Origin of the sequence: Pseudomonas sp. JS3066 (assembly GCF_036328175.1) — a bacterium.
Classification (GTDB): Bacteria; Pseudomonadota; Gammaproteobacteria; order Pseudomonadales; family Pseudomonadaceae; genus Metapseudomonas.
On record NZ_CP143312.1, the window covers coordinates 78,515 to 97,784 of the forward strand.

Sequence of the window (19,270 nt, forward strand, 5' to 3'; positions counted from 1 at the left end):
CCTAAATACCTGTTCCAACGGAGTTCGCCATGGCCACTGCAGTGCCCCTGAACGAGGTCGCCGGCCCCAGCCTCAAGCAGCGCCTCGCCCGAGCCGAGCGGATGAACCGCCTGAAGTCCCAGGCGCTGATCCTGCCGCTGCTGATTTTCCTCCTGCTGACCTTCCTGGTGCCCATCGGCGCGTTGCTTTACAAGAGCGTGAACAACCCGGAAGTGGTCGGCTCCATGCCGCGTACGGTCGAAGCCATTTCCAGCTGGGACGGCAAGGCGCTGCCCGCCGAGCCTGTGTACAAGGCCTTGGCCGAAGACCTCGCCGCGGCGCGCAAGAACCAGACAATCGGCGACCTCTCCAAGCGCCTGAACATGGAACTGGCCGGCTACCGCAGCCTGATGGCCAAGACCGCCCGCGCCCTGCCGTTCAAGGCTGAGCCAGCTTCCTACAAGGACGCGCTGGAAAGCCTGGACGAGCGCTGGGGCGACCCTGCGTACTGGCAGGCGATTCGCCGCAACGCCAGCCACCTGACCCCCTATTATCTGCTGGCCGCCCTCGACCATCGCATCGATGATCTGGGAGAGTTGGCCCCGGCTACCCCGGACCAGGCCATCTATCTGGATATCTTTGTCCGCACTTTCTGGATGGGCGCGGTCATCACCGTGATCTGCCTGCTGCTGGCCTATCCGTTGGCCTACCTGCTGGCCAATTTGCCGACGCGCAAGAGCAACCTGTTGGTGATCCTGGTGCTGCTGCCGTTCTGGACCTCCATTCTGGTGCGTGTGGCAGCGTGGATCGTGCTGTTGCAGTCCGGCGGTCTGATCAACGGAGCGCTGCTCAAACTGGGTCTGATCGACCAGCCGTTGCAACTGGTGTTCAACCGCACCGGCGTCTACATCGCCATGGTGCACATCATGCTGCCGTTCATGATCCTGCCGATCTACAGCGTGATGAAGGGCATTTCCCCGAGCTACATGCGGGCGGCGATCTCCCTTGGCTGCCACCCCTTCGCCAGCTTCTGGAAAGTGTACTTCCCGCAGACCGTGGCCGGTGTTGGCGCCGGGTGCCTGCTGGTGTTCATCCTGTCCATTGGCTACTACATCACACCGGCACTGCTGGGTAGCCCGAACGACCAGATGGTCAGCTACTTCGTCGCCTTCTTCACCAACACCACCATCAACTGGGGCATGGCCACGGCCCTGGGCGGCATGCTGCTGTTCGCCACCCTGATCCTCTATGTGGTCTACAGCTGGCTTGTCGGCGCTGGCCGTCTGCGTCTGGGTTGAGGAGAACAAGAAAATGCTGAGTCCCTACATGTCTCCGGTCGAGCGCCTGTGGTTCTACACGCTGCGTGGCCTTTGCGGCCTGGTGCTGCTGTTCCTGATCCTGCCGGTGCTGGTGATCATCCCGCTGTCGTTCAATTCCGGCACCTTCCTTGTGTACCCGCTGCAGGGCTTTTCCCTGCGCTGGTACGCCGACTTCTTCAACTCGGCGGAGTGGATGCGCTCTTTGACCAACAGCATGATCGTTGCCCCGGCAGCGACCGTACTGGCGATGGTCTTCGGTACGCTGGCGTCCATTGGCCTGACCCGTGGCGAATTTCGCGGCAAGGCACTGGTGATGAGCCTGCTGATTTCGCCAATGGTGGTTCCAGTGGTGATCATCGGTGTGGCCAGTTACCTGTTCTTCGCCCCGTTGGGCCTGGGTAACAGCTACCTGTCGCTGATACTGGTGCACGCGGTGCTCGGCGTGCCGTTCGTGATCATCACGGTGTCGGCGACCTTGCAGGGCTTCAACTACAACCTGGTGCGTGCCGCCGCCAGCCTGGGCGCACCGCCGCTGACCGCGTTCTTCAAGGTGACCCTGCCGCTGATCGCACCGGGAGTGATCTCGGGGGCGCTGTTCGCCTTCGCCACCTCCTTCGACGAAGTGGTGGTGACCTTGTTCCTCGCCGGCCCCGAGCAGGCGACCCTGCCGCGGCAGATGTTCAGTGGCATACGCGAGAACCTCAGCCCCACCATCGCCGCCGCTGCAACCCTGCTGATCGGCTTCTCCATTGCGCTGCTGCTGGTGCTGGAGTGGCTGCGCGGCCGCAGCGAGCGCATGCGCACATCCATGCCGGAGTAAACGTCTTTAACCTTCACCTGTCCGCGTCCCCGTCGCGGGCAGGTTCTTTTCCGCCCCGCCTCAGTCATCGGTCGAATCCCCGCGCGCCATCCATCCCGGCTACAATTCGCGCCACCGTGATTCTGCCCTGAGGTCAGCCATGCAGCCTTTCGCCATCGCACCGTCGATTCTTTCCGCCGATTTCGCCCGCTTGGGTGAGGAAGTGGAGAACGTTCTCGCCGCCGGCGCCGACATCGTTCACTTCGACGTGATGGACAACCACTACGTGCCCAACCTGACCATCGGCCCCATGGTCTGTTCGGCGTTGCGCAAGTACGGCATCACTGCGCCCATCGATGCGCACCTGATGGTCAAGCCGGTGGACCGCATCATTGGCGACTTCATTGAAGCCGGCGCCACCTATGTCACCTTCCACCCGGAAGCCTCCGAGCACATCGACCGCTCCCTGCAACTGATCCGCGACGGCGGTGCGAAGGCCGGCCTGGTGTTCAACCCGGCCACTCCGCTGGACGTGCTGAAGTACGTGATGGACAAGGTCGACATGATCCTGCTGATGAGCGTCAACCCTGGCTTCGGTGGGCAGAAGTTCATTCCCGGCACCCTCGACAAGCTTCGCGAGGCCCGCGCCCTGATCGATGCCTCAGGTCGAGACATCCGCCTGGAGATCGACGGCGGCGTCAACGTCAAGAACATCCGCGAGATAGCCGCTGCGGGCGCCGATACCTTCGTCGCCGGTTCGGCCATCTTCAATACGCCGGATTACGCCGAAGTCATTGCCGCCATGCGCGCCGAGCTGGCCCAGGTCTGATATGGGCACGTTGCACCGGCTGTTCGATGGGCGTCTGCCACGCCTGGTGATGTTCGACCTGGACGGTACCCTGGTGGATTCGGTGCCGGACCTCGCGGCCGCCATTGATCGCATGCTGGTCGCCTTGGGGCGCCCAGTGGCTGGCGTCGAGCAGGTCCGCGAATGGGTTGGCAACGGCGCCCGGGTGCTGGTACGCCGTGCCTTGGCCGGCGGCCTCGACCATTCCTCCGTGCATGACAGCGACGCCGAACGCGGCCTGGAGCTGTTCATGGAGGCCTACGCCGACAGCCATGCGCTGACCACTGTCTATCCCGGTGTGGCAGAAACCCTGAAGTGGCTGAAGAAGAAGGGCGTGGAGCTGGCGCTGATCACCAACAAGCCCGAGCGTTTCGTTGCACCCTTGCTGGACGAGATGAAGCTGGGCCGCTATTTCCCGCTGATCATCGCTGGCGACACCCTGCCGCAACAGAAGCCTGACCCGGCCGCGTTGCTCCATGTGATGCACATGACTGGCGTCAGCCGCGGCGAGGCCTTGTTCGTCGGTGATTCGCGCAATGACGTGCTCGCTGCCAAGGCCGCCGGGGTCAAATGCGTGGCCCTGAGCTACGGTTACAACCACGGCCGGCCCATCGCCGAAGAGGAACCGGCGCTGGTGGTGGATGACCTGCGTGAGCTGCTTCCCGGCGGTTGCGCCGCCCACGGCGCTGCGCTAATGTCGCCGAACTCCTCCGACAATCCGCCTCAACGAGACAGACACGTGGTGGTTCCCTGCAAGCATTGGCTCGAACGAGCCGGAATGAAGATCATCAAGGCCGTCGCCCGTTGGCGCTGGCGCGCCTAATTCATTCTGGCCGGATACTCCGGCGCGCTTTCACACCGACGTCTTTTTCTCCAGGAACCCCTCAAAGGGGTTCCCCGCCCCATGAGGCTGATCATGACCCGCGAAGAATTCCTGCGTTTGGCCGCCGAAGGCTATAACCGCATTCCGCTTGCGTTCGAAACCCTGGCGGATTTCGATACCCCCCTTTCCCTCTACCTGAAGCTCGCTGATACCCCGTACTCCTACCTGCTGGAGTCCGTGCAGGGCGGCGAGAAATGGGGCCGTTACTCCATCATCGGCCTGCAGAGCCGCACTGTACTGCGCGCCCACGGCCCGAAAGTCAGCGTCAGCGTCGATGATGTCGAAGTTGAGTCCCACGATTGCGAAGACCCGCTGGCCTTCGTCGAAGCGTTCAAAGAACGCTATCAGGTGGCGCCCATCGCTGGCCTTCCGCGTTTCAACGGCGGCCTGGTCGGCTACTTCGGTTACGACTGCGTGCGCTACGTAGAAAAGCGTTTGGCCAATTGCCCGAATCCCGATCCGCTGGGCACTCCGGACATCCTGCTGATGGTTTCGGACGCTGTGATCGTGTTCGACAACCTCGCTGGCAAGCTGCACGCCATCGTCCTGGTCGATCCGACTCAGCCCGAGGCCTACGAGAAGGGCCAGGCGCGCTTGGTCGAACTGCGTCAGAAACTGCGCCAGCCGGTAGTGCCGCGCCTGGGCGTGGACCCCAGCCTGCCTGTCGGGGGTGAGCCGGACTTCCGCTCCAGCTTCACCCGTGAGGACTACGAGCAGGCGGTGCGTGAGATCAAGGAGTACATCCTGGCCGGTGACTGCATGCAGGTGGTGATATCCCAGCGCATGTCGATTCCCTTCCAGGCCGCTCCCATCGATCTGTACCGCGCCTTGCGCTGCTTCAACCCAACGCCTTACATGTACTTCTTCAACTTCGGTGACTTCCACGTAGTGGGCAGTTCGCCGGAAGTGCTGGTGCGCGTCGAGGATGGCCTGGTCACCGTGCGCCCGATTGCCGGCACTCGCCCGCGCGGCGCGACCGAGGAGACCGACCGCGCCCTGGAAGAAGACCTGCTCTCCGATGCCAAGGAGTTGGCCGAGCACCTGATGCTGATCGACCTCGGCCGCAATGACGTCGGCCGCGTTGCCAGCACGGGCAGCGTCAAGGTCACCGAGAAGATGGTGATCGAGCGTTACTCCAACGTGATGCACATCGTTTCCAACGTCACCGGCCAGCTCAAGGAAGGCATCTCCGCAATGGAAGCCCTGCGCGCCATCCTGCCGGCCGGCACGCTTTCCGGCGCACCGAAGATCCGCGCCATGGAGATCATCGACGACCTCGAACCGGTCAAACGCGGCGTCTACGGTGGTGCCGTGGGATACCTGGCCTGGAACGGCAATATGGACACTGCCATCGCGATCCGCACGGCGGTCATCAAGGACGGCGAGCTGCACGTGCAGGCCGGCGCCGGCATCGTCGCCGACTCAGTCCCGGCACTGGAATGGGAAGAGACGCTGAACAAGCGCCGCGCCATGTTCCGTGCCGTGGCTCTCGCCGAACAGACCGCCAAGACCGACGCCTGAGGATTGCACCATGCTGCTGATGATCGACAACTACGATTCCTTTACCTACAACGTGGTGCAGTACCTCGGTGAGTTGGGCGCGGACGTGCATGTGATCCGTAACGACGAGCTCTCCATCGCCGAGATTGAAGCGCTGAACCCGGAACGCATCGTGGTCTCTCCCGGCCCCTGCACGCCCAACGAAGCGGGCGTGTCGCTGGAGGTGATCCGCCACTTCGCCGGCAAGCTGCCGATTCTCGGCGTCTGCCTGGGTCACCAGAGCATCGGTCAGGCTTTCGGCGGCGATGTGGTGCGCGCGCGCCAGGCCATGCATGGCAAGACCAGCCCGGTGTTCCACAAGGACCAGGGCGTCTTCCAAGGCCTGAACCACCCACTGACCGTCACCCGCTACCACTCCCTGGTGGTGAAGCTGGAAACCCTGCCCGGCGAGCTGGAAGTCACCGCCTGGACCCAGCATGCCGATGGCACCGTCGACGAGATCATGGGGCTGCGTCACAAAACGCTGAATATCGAGGGTGTGCAGTTCCATCCGGAGTCCATCCTTACCGAACAGGGCCATGAACTTCTGGCCAACTTCCTCAAGCAGACCGGCGGAGTGCGCTGATGGACATCAAGGAAGCCCTGAACCGGGTGGTCAACCAGCTGGACCTGACCATCGAAGAAATGCAGGACGTGATGCGCCTGATCATGACCGGCCAGTGCACTGATGCGCAGATCGGCGCCTTCCTCATGGGGATGCGCATGAAGAGCGAGACCATCGAGGAAATCGTTGGTGCGGTCTCGGTGATGCGTGAGCTGGCGACACGAGTCGAGCTTTCCAGCCTCAAGCACGTGGTGGATGTGGTCGGTACCGGCGGTGATGGCGCCAACATCTTCAACGTTTCGTCCGCCGCCACCTTCGTGGTCGCCGCTGCGGGCGGCAAGGTTGCCAAGCACGGTAACCGAGCGGTTTCCGGCAAAACCGGCAGCGCCGACGTGCTGGAAGCCGCTGGCATCTATCTCGACCTCAATCCCGAACAAGTCGCCCGTTGCATCGAGAGCATCGGCGTCGGCTTCATGTTTGCCCAGGCTCATCACAAGGCCATGAAATACGCTGCCGGCCCACGTCGTGAGCTGGGTCTGCGCACCCTGTTCAACATGCTTGGCCCGCTTACGAATCCGGCCGGTGTGAAGCACCAAGTCGTGGGCGTGTTCAGCCAGACGCTGTGCCGTCCGCTGGCCGAGGTGCTCAAGCGCCTGGGCAGCGATCACATTCTGGTCGTGCATTCGCGCGATGGTCTGGACGAGGTGAGCCTCGCCGCGCCGACCCATGTCGCAGAGCTGAAGAACGGCGAAGTGACCGAGTACCAGATCCAGCCCGAGGACTTCGGCATCAAGAGCCAAAGCCTGATCGGTCTGACTGTTGGCAGCCCACAGGAATCCCTTGAACTGATCCGCGATGCCCTGGGCAGGCGCAAGACCGAAAATGGCCAGAAGGCCGGCGACATGATCGTGTTGAATGCCGGTGCGGCCCTCTATGCTGCAGACCTGGCCTCCAGCCTGAAGGAAGGTGTGCGTCTGGCGCAGGACGCTCTGCACACCGGCCTCGCCCGCGAGAAGCTGGACGAGCTGGCCTCCTTTACCGCGGTGTTCCGAGTGGAGAATGAAGCGTGAGCATCCCAACCGTTCTTGAGAAGATCCTGGCGCGCAAGGCTGAGGAAGTGGCGGAGCGCCGTGCCCGCGTTTCCCTGTCCGAGGTCGAGGCGCTGGCTCGCTCTGCCGACGTACCTCGTGGTTTCGCCCGCGCGCTGCTGGAACGGGCCGAGCGCCACGAGCCGGCAGTGATTGCCGAAGTGAAGAAAGCCTCGCCCAGCAAGGGCGTGCTGCGCGAGGACTTCAACCCTGCGCAGATCGCCAGGAGCTACGAGGCTGGCGGTGCAGCCTGCCTGTCGGTCCTGACCGACGTGGACTTCTTCCAGGGCGCCGATGCGTACTTGCAGGAGGCTCGTGCCGCCTGCTCCCTGCCGGTGATCCGCAAGGACTTCATGATCGACCCGTACCAGGTGGTCGAAGCTCGCGCTATCGGCGCGGACTGCATCCTGTTGATCGTCTCCGCGCTGGACGACGTACGCATGAAGGAACTGGCCGCCACCGCCAAGGATGTCGGCCTCGACGTGCTGGTGGAAGTGCATGACGGTGAAGAGCTGGATCGCGCGTTGAACTGCCTGGATACCCCGCTCGTGGGCATCAATAACCGCAACCTGCACACTTTCGAGGTCAGCCTGGAAAACACCCTCGATCTGTTGCCACGTATTCCACGTGATCGCCTGGTCATTACCGAGAGTGGCATTCTCAACCGCGCCGACGTAGAGCTGATGGAAGTCAGCGGCGTCTATGCGTTCCTGGTAGGCGAAGCGTTCATGCGCGCCGAAGAGCCGGGCGTCGAACTGGGCCGCCTGTTCTTCCCCGATCGCAACCGCGTGGTGGCGGGAATCGATCCGGATTGATCCGGTTCGGTCCTCCAGAAATGAAAAAGCCGGCTTGCGCCGGCTTTTTCGTTGGGGGCTTCAGCGCGTGCCGAAGACCACCATCGTCTTACCCTTCACGTGCACCAGGCCCTGTTCTTCAAGGCTCTTGAGTACGCGGCCGACCATCTCGCGGGAGCAGCCAACGATCCGGCCGATTTCCTGGCGGGTGATCTTGATCTGCATACCGTCCGGATGGGTCATGGCATCGGGCTGCTTGCACAGGTCGAGCAGGGTGCGCGCAACACGGCCGGTGACATCGAGGAAGGCCAGGTCGCCCACTTTGCGGGTGGTATTGCGCAGGCGGTCAGCCATCTGGCTGCCCAGTGCGTAGAGGATTTCCGGGTCCTGCTGGGTGAGCTCGCGGAACTTGGCGTAGCTCAGTTCAGCCACTTCGCATTCCGTCTTGGCCCGAACCCAGGCGCTGCGCTCCTTCTCCGCCCCTTCCTTTTCGAACAGCCCCATCTCGCCGAAGAAGTCGCCGGCATTAAGGTAGGCGATGATCATTTCGCGCCCATCGTCGTCCTCGATCAGGATGGTGACGGAGCCTTTGATGATGAAGAAGAGGGTTTCGCAACGATCACCTGCATAGATGATGGTGCTCTTGGCCGTGTAACGGCGGCGGTGACAATGCGCGAGTATTTTGTCCAGGCTCTTTATTTTTGGTGTAAGGGTAATTGCGACCATGCCCGAGTCCCGAAAAAGAGAAGGTAAGCCTTTGTCCAACAGGCAATTTTCTAATAGTTGTCCGGCCAAGTGTGCCAGTAATCCGGCGCCAGCTTAACAGAGGTCCCTGATTCGACAATGTGATTTTGCGACGCATCTAACACCTGCTCAGGAACTATTTGCGGGCCGGCGGGGAAAAGGCGCTGTGATAAGCTACCGCACCTTTTTCCGAGCGGAGTTTCAGGCGATGAAAGCACGCATCCAATGGGCAGGCGAAGCCCTGTTCCTTGGCGAATCCGGCAGCGGCCATGTCGCAGTGATGGACGGTCCACCCGAGTCCGGTGGTCGCAACCTGGGCGTGCGTCCCATGGAAATGTTGTTGCTTGGCCTGGGCGGCTGCACCAACTTTGACGTGGTGAGCATCCTGAAGAAGTCCCGCCAGCCCGTGGAAAGCTGTGAAGCTTTTCTTGAGGCCGAGCGCGCCAGCGAAGACCCCAAGGTATTCACCAGAATCCACGTGCATTTCGTGGTGAAAGGGCGCGGTCTCAAAGAGGCCCAGGTCAAGCGCGCGGTGGAGCTGTCCGCCGAGAAGTACTGCTCGGCCTCGATCATGCTTGGCCGTGCCGGCGTCGAGATCACCCACGATTACGAGATCGTCGAACTCGGCGCGTGATTTCCAATTAGCCGACGGCCGGATGGCGCAGGACATCCGGCCATCATATTTGCGCGGCAAACTCTGGCAGACGGCGCCCGTCGTCTGCATAATTCGCCCCCTTCCAATTTCCGGGGCATCGGGCTCCGAACCTACGACCACAATCGCCAACGCGAAGAGGTGTAAACCGTCCTACGCAGAAGTGTCGTGCGCTTCTGACGGGCATGCTCAACCACGCGGCAGAGCCGCATATGCACAGAGAGCTCTCAACGGTGAAAAGCAAACTCAAGCTCCACGGGTTCAACAACCTGACAAAGACCTTGAGCTTCAACATCTATGACATCTGCTACGCGGAAACCCCCGAGGACCAGCAGGCCTACGTCCAGTACATCGACGAAGAGTACGATGCCGAACGCCTGACCCAGATCCTCACCGACGTAGTCGACATCATCGGTGCCAATATCCTCAATATTGCCCGCCAGGATTACGATCCCCAGGGCGCGAGTGTGACCATCCTGATCTCCGAGCAGCCGGTGACCCCCACCGACAGCCAGATCGAGGAATCTCCTGGCCCGCTGCCGGAGACCATCCTGGCCCACCTCGACAAGAGCCACATCACCGTTCACACCTATCCGGAAATCCATCCGGTGTCGGGTATCGCAACCTTCCGGGTGGACATCGATGTTTCCACGTGCGGCGTTATCTCACCGCTGAAGGCGCTCAACTACCTGATTCACCAGTTCGACTCGGATATCGTCACCGTGGACTATCGCGTGCGCGGGTTCACCCGTGACGTGGAAGGCAAGAAGCACTTCATCGACCACGAGATCAACTCGATCCAGAACTACCTCTCCGACGACACCCAGGACGCCTATCAGATGACGGACGTCAACGTGTACCAGGAGAACATGTTCCACACGAAGATGCTGCTCAAGGACTTCGAACTGGACAACTACCTGTTTGGTGACGCCACCAACAACCTGACGCCTGAACAGCGAAAGGAAGTCGAGGAGCGCGTGCGCCACGAAATGCTGGAAATCTTCTACGCGCGGAACATGCCTCACTGATGTAGTTTCGCAGTGGAAACGAAAAGGGCGCCTGGTGGCGCCCTTTTTCATGTGCGGGTTTCAGACCCGGTAGGTGCTCTTGGTCATGACCTTCGACAGCAGCGTCATGCCGAACTTCACTGGGGCGGGGAAGCGCAGGCCGCCAGCTTCCAGGGCGCTGGTGGCGTGTTGCTCTTCGTCGGTACGCATCTGCTCGAGGATGGCTCGCGACTTGGCATCATCGGCAGGCAACTGCGCCAGGTGTTCGTCGAGGTGCTTGCATACCTGGTCTTCAGTCGCTGCGACGAAACCCAGGCTGACCCGGTCGCTGATCAGGCCGGCCACGGCGCCGACGCCGAAGGACAGTCCATAGAAGATCGGGTTGAGGACGCTAGGGCGGCTGCCGAGCTCGCGGATGCGCTGTTCGCACCAGGCCAGGTGGTCGATCTCTTCCTCGGCCGCATGTTCCATGGCTTCGCGCACTTCCGGCAGCTTGGCGGTCAGCGCCTGGCCCTGATAGAGCGCTTGCGCGCAGACCTCGCCGGTGTGGTTGATGCGCATCAGTCCGGCGATATGGCGAGCGTCCTCAGGTTTGAGTTCGGCATCGGCCTGGCCTTCGGCAGGGGAGGGTCGGAATGGCTGGCCGGTGAACGGCAGCAGCGTACGCAGCGCGGCATCGGCCTGCAGCAGCAGACGGTCGGCGGGGGAATAGGAACGTTCGCTGGCCATGCGGCACCTCCGTGGAATATCGGTGGGCATTCTACCGCAAGGGGATGACCGAGGCTTGACCGGTATCAGGCCCCGGCCGATGGGTCAGCCCGGCGGCCAGTGCATCTGGCGCTGGCCGAGGACATGCATGTGGATGTGGTAGACGGTCTGGCCGCCTTGCTCATTGCAGTTCATCACCAGGCGGAAGCCCTCATCGCAGCCTTGTTCGGCAGCGAGGCGCTGGGCGGTATAGGCAATGTGGCCGACCAGTGCCTTGTCACCTTCAGTGAGTTCGGTGAGGGTGCGGATGTGCTTCTTCGGGATCACCAGGAAGTGCACGGGGGCCTGCGGCGCAATGTCGTGGAAGGCGACGACCTGGTCATCTTCATAGAGCTTGCGCGCGGGAATTTCTCCGGCGGCGATTTTGCAGAACAGACAGTCCACGGGAATTCTCCGGCCTGTTATAAGAGGTCCCGAGTTTAACGGTGAGCGATTGCCCCGGCCAGCGCTGGCCGATGCCCACAAGGAGCCCCTGTGAAGAACGATATCCACGACCTCGGCCTGGTACTGGACTCACGCGTGAAGCTGATCCTGATCGAGTCATGGGACGAGCGCCGGGTGCTGGAAACGCTCACCAGCCTTGCGGTCAAACGTGGGCTCGGACTCTTCACCTGGGCCATCAGCGAAGGGCTGCAGCGCCTGGGTTTTGGAGGCGAAGTCCTGGGCGAGGGTGATAGCCGCGAGCCGGAAACGGCGCTCAAGCTGATCAAGGCCGATCCGCAACCGAACCTCTATGTGATGTGCGACCTGCACCCGTTCCTCAGTGACAACCCCAAGGTGGTGCGCCTGCTCAAGGAGGTGGCCATGGCGGAGGGTAATCACAAGCCGACGCTGGTGCTGGTTTCCCACGCGCTGAAGTTGCCGCCGGAGGTGCAACGCTATGCCGCCCGTTTCGATCTGGCGCTGCCCAATGAAGACGAGCTGCTGAGCATCGTTCGGGAAGAGGCGTCGCGCTGGAGCGAGCGCAATCGGGGCGCGCGGGTCCGGACGGACAACCGCACCCTGCAGCAGGTGGTGAAAAACCTGCGCGGCATGAGCCACGGAGAAGCGCGCGCGTTGGCGCGCAACGTGATCTGTGACGACGGTGCCATCACCCAGGAAGACTTGCCGGAGCTGAATAAGGCCAAGTTCCAGTTGCTGGATCTGGAAGGCGTGCTCAGCTTCGAATACGAGACCGCCCGGTTCGCCGAAGTGGGCGGATTGGCCAATCTCAAACGTTGGTTGGCCGAGCGCCAGGCTGCGGTGCTGGACGAAAAGGCGGTGGACCGGCCGAAGGGTGTCCTGTTAGTCGGCGTACAAGGCGGCGGCAAGAGCCTGGCGGCCAAGGCCGTTGCCGGCCTCTGGGGCTTGCCACTGCTACGCCTGGACTTTGCCTGCCTGTACAACAAGTTCTTCGGCGAGACCGAACGCAACCTGCGCGAGGCCTTGAAGCTCGCCGAGCAGATGGCGCCCTGCGTGTTGTGGATGGATGAGGTAGAGAAGGGGCTGGCCAGCGGTGACCATGACGGTGGCGTGAGCCAGCGCGTGTTGGGGACCCTGCTGACCTGGATGGCCGAGCGCAAGGCGCCGGTGTTCATGGTCGCAACCGCCAACGCGATTGATCGCCTGCCACCGGAGTTGCTGCGCAAGGGACGTTTCGACGAGCTGTTTTTCGTCGACCTGCCGCAGCCCGAGGTTCGTTCCGAGATATTCCGCATTCACCTCGTTCGCCGCGAACTGGACCCGGCGCAGTTCGACCTGCATCAGCTGGTCGCCGCCAGCGATGGTTTCTCGGGCGCCGAGATCGAGCAGGCGGTGGTGGGGATGCTCTATGCGTCGCAGGCCCAGCAATGCCCGGCCGACCAGACCCTGCTGCTATGTGAACTCAAGGGGACGGCGCCGCTTTCGGTGCTGATGGCCGAGCAGTTGGCAAACTTGCGCGCGTGGGCGGATGGGCGTTGCGTAAAGGCTGATTGAGCCTGTTCAGGGCTGGGCGAAGCGGCGAATGATCCGGCCCAGTAGGCGGCGTACCAGCCAGCGTGGTGCCAATCGCGGGAGCTGCGCTGCAAGCCGGTTTCGCCAGCCAGGAATGATGATCGCGCGGTTCTTTTCCAGTGCACGTACAGCGAACAGTGCCAGTTCTTCTGGGCTCATCATCAGCTTGCTGCCCTCAAGCTTCCCGACTTCCAAGTGGGCGCCGCGGAAGAAGGCAGTGCGGGTGGGGCCGGGGCACAGAACCGAGACTTTCACGCCGCGCGGTCGCAATTCCTCACGCAGACCTTCTGAGAAGCTCAGCACGTAGGCCTTGCTGGCGTAGTAGTTGCTCATCCAGGGGCCGGGCTGGAAGCCCGCTACTGAGGCAACATTGAGGATCTGTCCGCCGCCCTGCCGCGCCATCAGACCGCCGATGCCGTGGCAGAGCCGCGCGAGCGCGAGGATGTTCAGTTCGATCAGTTCCTGCTCACGGCCCCAGTCCTGGTCGACGAATGTCCCGGAAGAACCTATGCCGGCATTGTTCACCAGCAGGTCGATTTCCCGTTCGCCCTGCTCCAGGTCCATCAGCAGGCCGGATACGTGAAGGGGTTCGGCGAGGTCGCAGTAGCGGAACAGCACTTCCACACCGAAGCGCTGGGTCAGTTCGCAGGCGATGCTTTCGAGCGCGTCCCGATTCCGGGAGACCAGCAAAAGGCGACGGCCCCGTCGCGCCAGTGCCTCGGCCAGAGCCAGGCCAATACCGCTGGAGGCGCCGGTGATCAGGGCATAACGAGGCATCTGGGGTTCTCCATAACAGGGCCGGGTTGGACAACGCCGGCCCCGGGAGGTTGCTTACTCTGCGGACTCGCCTTCGAGGGCGGGCGCATCGCCCGGCTGCTCGAAGCTTGCGGCGTCGCCCATCTGGGTGCGCATCAGATAGTCCTGGTAAGCCGGTAACGAAATGGCGGCGACTATACCGATAACCGGTACCAAAATAATCAGCCATGCCAGCACTTTTACCCCTCGGCTGTTGGGCGGCGGCGGTGGGCCATAGCGGTTGGGGCCGTCTGTACCTGGCATGAACAGCATGATCAGGGCGAACACACTGCCTATGATCGGGACGAAGTTCAGCAGCCAGAGCCAGCCGGACCAGCCGATATCGTGGAGGCGCTGCACACCGATGCACACGCTGACCACCACCAGAGCAAGGCAGGCCACTAGGGTCAGTAGCGCCGCCAGTGCGTCGGAGAGTGCAAAGCTGCCGAGGATCACCCCTCCAATCGGCAGGAACGCCAGCATCAGCGCCATGCTCCAGCCCAGATAGCGCACCCGGCCGATCCGGCCGCTGGTGCCGAGGACCTTCAGTTCCCCGAACTCTGGCAGTTGCTCGCCGACCTGTGCTCTGGGTGGCGCGTAGGGGGAGGTCGTTTCGCTACTGATGACGGATGGCTTTACCTGCGGCGCCTCTTCTGTCAGTTGCGCCTGGCGCGCCAGGTACTTGTCGATGATGATCCCACAGGCCTGACACTCGGCTGCCTTGGCCTGCTCGTGGCCGCACTTGGGACAGTTCATGGTGTCAGTGCCAGTGCTGGTTTCTGCAGCAGCGGCTGCGGTGACCGGGGCAGGGTGATCTTCCGTGGCCACCAGGCTCAGGCCGGCTGCAATGTCTTGCTCCTTGCGCACCATCGCGCCGGCTCGCTGCAATGCGGTGAGGTACTTATCCGCCTCGGCTTCCACCAGATCGCGCTTGAGCGCGACGCTGCGGCCGCCGAACAGGCTGTCGATCTTGCTGGCATCGCTCTTGAACAGACGGGCGAGGTTTTCCTTGACGGTCTCCAGCGCCACACCGGGCATGGGCTCACCGTCGAAGACGATTTTGAAGCGGGCTTCGGTCATGCGGGCATCCTTGTCAGCGACAGAAAGAATGATGGCACAGCGTAATTGCGCGCTGGCCCACGGCACAAGCGGCCTGGCGCACAAAAAGTGGGGCTCAGGCCAGGCTCAGCGGGTTCCAGCGGCCGACCAGGTTGCCACGGCGCAGCAGGCGCAAGTCAGCGAACTCGCCAAGGGTTCCTTCGGATTGGGTGGGGCGCAGAAATACCCAGTCGTCCACGGCAAGCCCCGTGCTCCGGGACCCAATCAGGCGTTCCTGGTTGGCGCTGCGGCCATAGAGGCTGTCGTAGCCCAACCCTGCGGGGGAGACCGGCTCTGCCTGCCAGTTGCCGCCGTAGAGGTAATGAGCGCGCTGGCGATTAGGGTTCCAGCCCTGCAGCAGGCCCTGAACGTTGTCCAGATAGGGCAGGGTGCCATCGAGCACCTTTAGCACAGGGCTGGCTATCCATAGGGCCGCCTGGTGTTCCCGGAGTAATTCGCTGTCAAAGGCGGCGGGCTTGAGCAGGGCGGAACCCACAGCGACCTCGCTCAGGGGCCCGTTGCCAGCGACGTGTAGTGGGTAGGTCTGGCTACCGCCGCCATTCAGCAGGGGGTCCTGTGGCCAGATCGGGAATGTGCGGGCCACCTGGATGAATGCCTGGTAGCGCGCATTACTTTCTCTCAGGGCCCGTTCCTTGCCGATCCAGAATGGCGCGTGGGCGACCTGAGCGTCATATCCCATAAGCCCGCGCAGTTTCAATGGAGACGCAGACGCCGTCATTTGCGAAAGGACGTTGGCCAGTGCGTCGGGTGAAGAGAGCCCACCGCGCGCGAGACCGATGTCGATCTCCAGCGCAACCTGCAGCGATTGGCCAAGCGCACGGCTCAACTCGGTGTATTCCTGCAAGCGCTGGGCGCTGTCCACGAGCCAGGTGACCTGATTGCTCGGGTCGAAACCGAGGTGACGGGGCAACTGCTGGTAGAAGGCCAGGGCTGCGGCGGTGGGTAAGGGTTTGCCCAGCAGCAGGTCGGCGGAGGGGAAGAGGCGAGCCAACTGGTTCAGCTGCGGCTGGTGGAAAACCATGAAGCGCGTGCAGTTCAGGCGGCGTGCCAGGTAATCGAGCAGTCCGCCGGACGCCAAAGACTTTGCCACCAGGCGCAATTGGCGCGAACCCAGCCTGGCGGCGAGCAAATCGGCGTTGGCATCCAGGCGATCAAGGTCGATGACCATTTGCGGGACGCCGCCACCGTCTTCGCGAAACAGTTGGTTAAGGCGTGTGAAGTAGGCGTCGTGGGGGCGGCCATGATCAGTCGGGCGCGCCGCCCAGATGCCAAGCGCGCCAAGCGCGCCAATACCGAGCAGAGTTCGTCGCCTCATCGTGCCCAGCGTTGGCCCAGTTGCACGGACTTGTCGCGGGCCGCGCGGTATTCCTGGTCGAGTCGGGCGATGAGTTCGTCCACGGTCGGCAAGTCGCGGATGTTGCCGACGCCTTGGCCGGCGGACCACACGGTCTTCCAGGCCTTGGCTTCATCGCTGACCGGTTTCAGCTTCTCGCCGTAGTCGACACTGCCCTTGTCGGCGAGGCGTTTCATGTCGTAGCCGGCTGCCTCCAGGCTCTGGCGCATGAAGCTGGCCGGCACGCCGGAGACGGCTGGCGTATGAATGATGTCGGCGGCTCGGGCGTCGAGGATCATCTGCTTGTAGCGAGTTTCGGCGTCGCTTTGCTGGGTGGCGATGAAACGGGTGCCGAGATAGGCCAGATCGGCGCCGAGCATCTGGGCCGCGAAGATTTCGTGGCCGTGGTTGAGGCAACCGGCGAGCAGCAGCGTCTTGTCGAAGAACTGGCGAATCTCGGCGACCAGGGCGAAGGGACTCCAGGTGCCGGCATGGCCACCGGCGCCGGCGGCAACCGCGATCAAACCGTCCACGCCCGCCTCGGCGGCCTTCTCCGCGTGGCGGCGGGTGGTCACGTCGTGGAATACCAGACCGCCGTAGCTATGCACGGCGTCTACCACTTCCTTCACCGCTCCCAGGCTGGTGATGACGATCGGGACGCGCTTTTCCACGCAGATCGCGAGGTCCGCCTGCAGACGCGGGTTGCTGTGATGGACGATCAGGTTCACCGCGTAGGGGGCCGCATCCGTCCCCAGCGACGCTTCGATCTCATCGAGCCAGGCGCGGAAGCCGCTGCTCTCGCGCTGGTTGAGCGCGGGAAAGCTGCCGACGATGCCGTTGTTGCAGCAGGCCAGGACCAGCTTGGGGTTGGAAACCAGAAACATCGGCGCAGCTACGACCGGCAAGCGCAGGCGTTGTTCGAGCAGGGCGGGCAGGGGCATCTGGCATTCCTCTTGTCAGGGTCAGAAGGGCTTGACCACCACCAGGATGACGATGGCGATCAGGAACAGCACTGGGACTTCGTTGAACCAGCGAAAGAACACATGGCCGCGGCGGTTTTCTCCGCGCGCGAAGCGCTTGAGCAGGGAGCCGCAGGCGTGGTGATAGCCAATCAGCAGGATGACCAGGGTGAGCTTGGCGTGCAGCCAGCCCTGGCTCAGCCAGGCCGGATTGAGATAGAGCATCCAGATGCCGAACACCAGCGTGGCGATCATCGAGGGGCCCATGATGCCGCGGTACAGCTTGCGCTCCATGATCTTGAAGCGTTCGCGGCTGGGCTCGTCCTCGGCCATGGCGTGGTAGACGAAGAGGCGTGGCAGGTAGAAAAGGCCGGCGAACCAGCAGACGATGGCGATGATGTGCAGGGCCTTGAGCCACAGATAGAGCATGGGGACGGTTTCCATCAGACAGATTGCCCGGATAGTAGAGGCTTGAGCGGCCGCACGTCACCTCGGCGGTTGGCCCCTGGCCGATGCGGCCTTATCATCGGCAGCTTTCCAATCGGTTCTTTGAGGGGCAAGTGATGGTCAAGGTCGGAATCGTCGGCGGCACGGGCTATACCGGTGTCGAACTGCTGCGTCTGCTGGCTCAGCATCCGCAAGCGGAGGTCGCGGTAATCACCTCGCGATCCGAGGCTGGGGTGAAGGTCGCCGATATGTACCCGAACCTGCGCGGCCACTACGACAACCTCTCGTTCAGCGTGCCCGATGTGGCTACCTTGGGCGGCTGCGACGTGGTCTTCTTCGCTACGCCGCACGGCGTTGCCCACGCGCTGGCCGGCGAACTGCTGGACGCCGGTACCCGCGTGATCGACCTTTCCGCTGACTTCCGACTGCAGGATGCTGAAGAATGGGCCAAGTGGTACGGTCAGCCCCACGGAGCGCCCACCCTGCTGCCGGAAGCCGTTTACGGCCTGCCGGAAGTGAACCGTGAAGCGATCAAGGGCGCGCGCCTGATCGCAGTCCCTGGCTGCTATCCGACCGCCACTCAGCTTGGCTTCATTCCGCTGTTGGAAGCTGGCCTTGCCGACACCACGCAACTGATCGCTGACTGCAAGTCCGGCGTCAGCGGCGCTGGCCGTGGCGCGAAGGTGGGCTCGCTTTTCTGCGAGGCGGGCGAGAGCATGATGGCTTACTCGGTTAAAGGGCATCGTCACCTGCCGGAAATCAGCCAGGGTCTGCGTCGCGCTGCCGGTGGTCCGGTCGGCCTGACCTTCGTTCCACACCTGACGCCGATGATTCGTGGTATTCACGCCACCCTGTACGCAAACGTCGCGGACAAGAGCGTCGACCTGCAGGCCCTGTTCGAAAAGCGCTATGCCAGCGAACCCTTCGTCGATGTGATGCCGGCGGGCAGCCATCCGGAAACCCGCAGCGTCCGTGGTGCCAACGTTTGCCGGATCGCGGTTCACCGTCCTCAGGGCGGCGACCTGGTGGTGGTGCTCTCGGTGATCGACAACCTGGTCAAAGGGGCGTCCGGCCAGGCGGTACAGAACCTCAATATCATGTTCGGCCTCGAGGAGCGCCTGGGCCTGTCCCACGCTGCTCTGCTGCCCTGATGGGGCGCGACGCCGGCAATTGCACGGTCGGCGTCGCACTCCGATCCATAGAGTGGGTCGAATCGCTTAATAGTTGACCAGTTTTGTAGGGTAAGCGGATAATGCCTCGCCTTAGCGCAGTATGGCGGCGTCAAGCCGGGAGAGTTGCAGCATGAGCGTCGAAACCTTCACCCCTTCAGCCCTGATGTTCACCGAGAGCGCGGCCAGCAAGGTGAAGAACCTGGTCGATGAAGAGGGCAACCCGCGCCTGAAACTCCGTGTGTTCGTCACCGGTGGCGGCTGCTCGGGCTTCCAGTACGGTTTCACCTTTGATGAAGACGTGTCTGACGATGACACCATTGTCGAGCGCGATGGCGTGAGCCTTGTGGTAGACCCGATGAGCTTCCAGTATCTGGCCGGTGCCGAAGTGGACTATCAGGAAGGCCTCGAGGGTTCGCGCTTCGTGATCAAGAACCCGAATGCCACCACCACCTGCGGCTGCGGTTCGTCCTTCTCGATCTGATTCGAG

Annotated in this window: 21 protein-coding genes; 13 read left to right on the top strand and 8 right to left on the bottom strand. The window is 62.7% G+C overall.

Annotation, left to right across the window (positions count from 1 at the left end):
• The first annotated feature begins 29 nt into the window (after nucleotides 1–29).
• The 8 genes from SA496_RS00330 to trpC all read left to right on the top strand — a co-directional run bounded on the left by SA496_RS00330 (nucleotide 30) and on the right by trpC (nucleotide 7,834).
• The gene (locus tag SA496_RS00330; RefSeq protein ID WP_330114861.1) at nucleotides 30–1,277 is read left to right on the top strand and encodes an ABC transporter permease; all 1,248 of its coding nucleotides are present in this window, start codon (nucleotides 30–32) and stop codon (nucleotides 1,275–1,277) included.
• Between the two features lie 13 nt (nucleotides 1,278–1,290).
• Nucleotides 1,291–2,118 carry an ABC transporter permease gene (locus SA496_RS00335; protein ID WP_120653305.1) on the top strand — a complete coding sequence of 276 codons (828 nt, stop codon included), beginning with the start codon at nucleotides 1,291–1,293 and terminating at the stop codon, nucleotides 2,116–2,118.
• Between the two features lie 139 nt (nucleotides 2,119–2,257).
• Complete coding sequence (rpe, locus tag SA496_RS00340; protein WP_330114862.1) at nucleotides 2,258–2,926, top strand: ribulose-phosphate 3-epimerase; 669 nt, start codon at nucleotides 2,258–2,260, stop codon at nucleotides 2,924–2,926.
• Between the two features lies 1 nt (nucleotide 2,927).
• Nucleotides 2,928–3,767, top strand: coding sequence for a phosphoglycolate phosphatase (locus tag SA496_RS00345; RefSeq protein WP_120653303.1), 840 nt, complete (start codon nucleotides 2,928–2,930; stop codon nucleotides 3,765–3,767).
• 93 nt (nucleotides 3,768–3,860) lie between these two features.
• Nucleotides 3,861–5,348, top strand: a complete 1,488-nt coding sequence (trpE, locus tag SA496_RS00350; protein ID WP_120655293.1) for an anthranilate synthase component I — start codon at nucleotides 3,861–3,863, stop codon at nucleotides 5,346–5,348.
• Nucleotides 5,349–5,358: 10 nt separating this feature from the next.
• Nucleotides 5,359–5,952 carry an aminodeoxychorismate/anthranilate synthase component II gene (locus SA496_RS00355; protein ID WP_120653302.1) on the top strand — a complete coding sequence of 198 codons (594 nt, stop codon included), beginning with the start codon at nucleotides 5,359–5,361 and terminating at the stop codon, nucleotides 5,950–5,952.
• Nucleotides 5,952–7,001, top strand: coding sequence for an anthranilate phosphoribosyltransferase (gene trpD, locus SA496_RS00360; RefSeq protein WP_120653301.1), 1,050 nt, complete (start codon nucleotides 5,952–5,954; stop codon nucleotides 6,999–7,001). The genes SA496_RS00355 and trpD overlap by 1 nt, the downstream gene beginning before the upstream one ends.
• On the top strand, nucleotides 6,998–7,834 hold the full coding sequence (gene trpC, locus SA496_RS00365) for an indole-3-glycerol phosphate synthase TrpC (protein ID WP_120653300.1): 837 nt from the start codon (nucleotides 6,998–7,000) through the stop codon (nucleotides 7,832–7,834). Before trpD ends, trpC begins: the two co-directional genes overlap by 4 nt.
• Nucleotides 7,835–7,894: 60 nt before the next feature.
• Here the strand turns inward: trpC and crp are convergent, their stop codons facing one another.
• The gene (crp, locus tag SA496_RS00370; protein WP_028631060.1) at nucleotides 7,895–8,539 is read right to left on the bottom strand and encodes a cAMP-activated global transcriptional regulator CRP; all 645 of its coding nucleotides are present in this window, start codon (nucleotides 8,537–8,539) and stop codon (nucleotides 7,895–7,897) included.
• 226 nt (nucleotides 8,540–8,765) lie between these two features.
• Here crp and SA496_RS00375 point away from each other — a divergent pair, with 226 nt between their 5' ends.
• Both SA496_RS00375 and speD read left to right on the top strand, forming a co-directional pair.
• Entirely contained in the window at nucleotides 8,766–9,191 is a 426-nt protein-coding gene (locus SA496_RS00375) for an OsmC family protein (RefSeq protein WP_330114863.1), read from the top strand.
• 251 nt (nucleotides 9,192–9,442) lie between these two features.
• Nucleotides 9,443–10,237, top strand: coding sequence for an adenosylmethionine decarboxylase (speD, locus tag SA496_RS00380; protein ID WP_120653298.1), 795 nt, complete (start codon nucleotides 9,443–9,445; stop codon nucleotides 10,235–10,237).
• Between the two features lie 60 nt (nucleotides 10,238–10,297).
• On the opposite strand, the gene coq7 is transcribed toward speD, so the two are convergent.
• Nucleotides 10,298–10,945 carry a 2-polyprenyl-3-methyl-6-methoxy-1,4-benzoquinone monooxygenase gene (gene coq7, locus SA496_RS00385; RefSeq protein WP_120653297.1) on the bottom strand — a complete coding sequence of 216 codons (648 nt, stop codon included), beginning with the start codon at nucleotides 10,943–10,945 and terminating at the stop codon, nucleotides 10,298–10,300.
• Between the two features lie 84 nt (nucleotides 10,946–11,029).
• Nucleotides 11,030–11,368: a histidine triad nucleotide-binding protein gene (locus SA496_RS00390; RefSeq protein ID WP_120653296.1), complete on the bottom strand. Its 339-nt coding sequence runs from the start codon at nucleotides 11,366–11,368 to the stop codon at nucleotides 11,030–11,032.
• Between the two features lie 90 nt (nucleotides 11,369–11,458).
• Here SA496_RS00390 and SA496_RS00395 point away from each other — a divergent pair, with 90 nt between their 5' ends.
• Nucleotides 11,459–12,940, top strand: coding sequence for an AAA family ATPase (locus SA496_RS00395; RefSeq protein WP_120653295.1), 1,482 nt, complete (start codon nucleotides 11,459–11,461; stop codon nucleotides 12,938–12,940).
• 6 nt (nucleotides 12,941–12,946) lie between these two features.
• Here SA496_RS00395 and SA496_RS00400 read toward each other — a convergent pair whose 3' ends face one another.
• The 5 genes from SA496_RS00400 to hemJ form a co-directional block, all read right to left on the bottom strand.
• The gene (locus SA496_RS00400; protein ID WP_120653294.1) at nucleotides 12,947–13,735 is read right to left on the bottom strand and encodes an SDR family NAD(P)-dependent oxidoreductase; all 789 of its coding nucleotides are present in this window, start codon (nucleotides 13,733–13,735) and stop codon (nucleotides 12,947–12,949) included.
• Between the two features lie 54 nt (nucleotides 13,736–13,789).
• Nucleotides 13,790–14,833 carry a DUF805 domain-containing protein gene (locus SA496_RS00405; protein ID WP_153920455.1) on the bottom strand — a complete coding sequence of 348 codons (1,044 nt, stop codon included), beginning with the start codon at nucleotides 14,831–14,833 and terminating at the stop codon, nucleotides 13,790–13,792.
• 94 nt (nucleotides 14,834–14,927) lie between these two features.
• Nucleotides 14,928–16,187 carry an alanine racemase gene (locus tag SA496_RS00410; protein WP_153920456.1) on the bottom strand — a complete coding sequence of 420 codons (1,260 nt, stop codon included), beginning with the start codon at nucleotides 16,185–16,187 and terminating at the stop codon, nucleotides 14,928–14,930.
• Entirely contained in the window at nucleotides 16,184–17,146 is a 963-nt protein-coding gene (locus SA496_RS00415; RefSeq protein ID WP_120653291.1) for an NAD(P)H-dependent flavin oxidoreductase, read from the bottom strand. The genes SA496_RS00410 and SA496_RS00415 overlap by 4 nt, the downstream gene beginning before the upstream one ends.
• 21 nt (nucleotides 17,147–17,167) lie before the next feature.
• On the bottom strand, nucleotides 17,168–17,593 hold the full coding sequence (gene hemJ, locus SA496_RS00420; RefSeq protein WP_120653290.1) for a protoporphyrinogen oxidase HemJ: 426 nt from the start codon (nucleotides 17,591–17,593) through the stop codon (nucleotides 17,168–17,170).
• A 134-nt stretch (nucleotides 17,594–17,727) separates the two neighbouring features.
• Between hemJ and argC the strand changes: the two genes are divergently transcribed.
• Together argC and erpA are read left to right on the top strand one after the other, a co-directional pair.
• Nucleotides 17,728–18,762, top strand: coding sequence for an N-acetyl-gamma-glutamyl-phosphate reductase (gene argC / locus SA496_RS00425; RefSeq protein ID WP_120653289.1), 1,035 nt, complete (start codon nucleotides 17,728–17,730; stop codon nucleotides 18,760–18,762).
• A gap of 151 nt (nucleotides 18,763–18,913) precedes the next feature.
• A complete protein-coding gene (gene erpA, locus SA496_RS00430) occupies nucleotides 18,914–19,264 on the top strand; it encodes an iron-sulfur cluster insertion protein ErpA (RefSeq protein WP_120653288.1) in 351 nt (116 codons plus the stop codon).
• The last annotated feature ends 6 nt before the right edge of the window (nucleotides 19,265–19,270 follow it).

What these genes read in the sequence shown, in the direction of transcription:
- SA496_RS00330 (WP_330114861.1), top strand. Translation starts at nt 30, where the DNA reads ATGGCCACTGCAGTGCCCCTGAACGAGGTCGCCGGCCCCAGCCTCAAG.
- rpe (WP_330114862.1), top strand. Translation starts at nt 2,258, where the DNA reads ATGCAGCCTTTCGCCATCGCACCGTCGATTCTTTCCGCCGATTTCGCC.
- SA496_RS00405 (WP_153920455.1), bottom strand. Translation starts at nt 14,833, where the DNA reads ATGACCGAAGCCCGCTTCAAAATCGTCTTCGACGGTGAGCCCATGCCC.
- erpA (WP_120653288.1), top strand. Translation starts at nt 18,914, where the DNA reads ATGAGCGTCGAAACCTTCACCCCTTCAGCCCTGATGTTCACCGAGAGC.
- trpE (WP_120655293.1), top strand. Translation starts at nt 3,861, where the DNA reads ATGACCCGCGAAGAATTCCTGCGTTTGGCCGCCGAAGGCTATAACCGC.
- SA496_RS00415 (WP_120653291.1), bottom strand. Translation starts at nt 17,146, where the DNA reads ATGCCCCTGCCCGCCCTGCTCGAACAACGCCTGCGCTTGCCGGTCGTA.
- SA496_RS00375 (WP_330114863.1), top strand. Translation starts at nt 8,766, where the DNA reads ATGAAAGCACGCATCCAATGGGCAGGCGAAGCCCTGTTCCTTGGCGAA.
- SA496_RS00345 (WP_120653303.1), top strand. Translation starts at nt 2,928, where the DNA reads ATGGGCACGTTGCACCGGCTGTTCGATGGGCGTCTGCCACGCCTGGTG.
- SA496_RS00355 (WP_120653302.1), top strand. Translation starts at nt 5,359, where the DNA reads ATGCTGCTGATGATCGACAACTACGATTCCTTTACCTACAACGTGGTG.
- SA496_RS00410 (WP_153920456.1), bottom strand. Translation starts at nt 16,187, where the DNA reads ATGAGGCGACGAACTCTGCTCGGTATTGGCGCGCTTGGCGCGCTTGGC.
- trpD (WP_120653301.1), top strand. Translation starts at nt 5,952, where the DNA reads ATGGACATCAAGGAAGCCCTGAACCGGGTGGTCAACCAGCTGGACCTG.
- hemJ (WP_120653290.1), bottom strand. Translation starts at nt 17,593, where the DNA reads ATGCTCTATCTGTGGCTCAAGGCCCTGCACATCATCGCCATCGTCTGC.
- argC (WP_120653289.1), top strand. Translation starts at nt 17,728, where the DNA reads ATGGTCAAGGTCGGAATCGTCGGCGGCACGGGCTATACCGGTGTCGAA.
- SA496_RS00400 (WP_120653294.1), bottom strand. Translation starts at nt 13,735, where the DNA reads ATGCCTCGTTATGCCCTGATCACCGGCGCCTCCAGCGGTATTGGCCTG.
- crp (WP_028631060.1), bottom strand. Translation starts at nt 8,539, where the DNA reads ATGGTCGCAATTACCCTTACACCAAAAATAAAGAGCCTGGACAAAATA.
- SA496_RS00335 (WP_120653305.1), top strand. Translation starts at nt 1,291, where the DNA reads ATGCTGAGTCCCTACATGTCTCCGGTCGAGCGCCTGTGGTTCTACACG.
- coq7 (WP_120653297.1), bottom strand. Translation starts at nt 10,945, where the DNA reads ATGGCCAGCGAACGTTCCTATTCCCCCGCCGACCGTCTGCTGCTGCAG.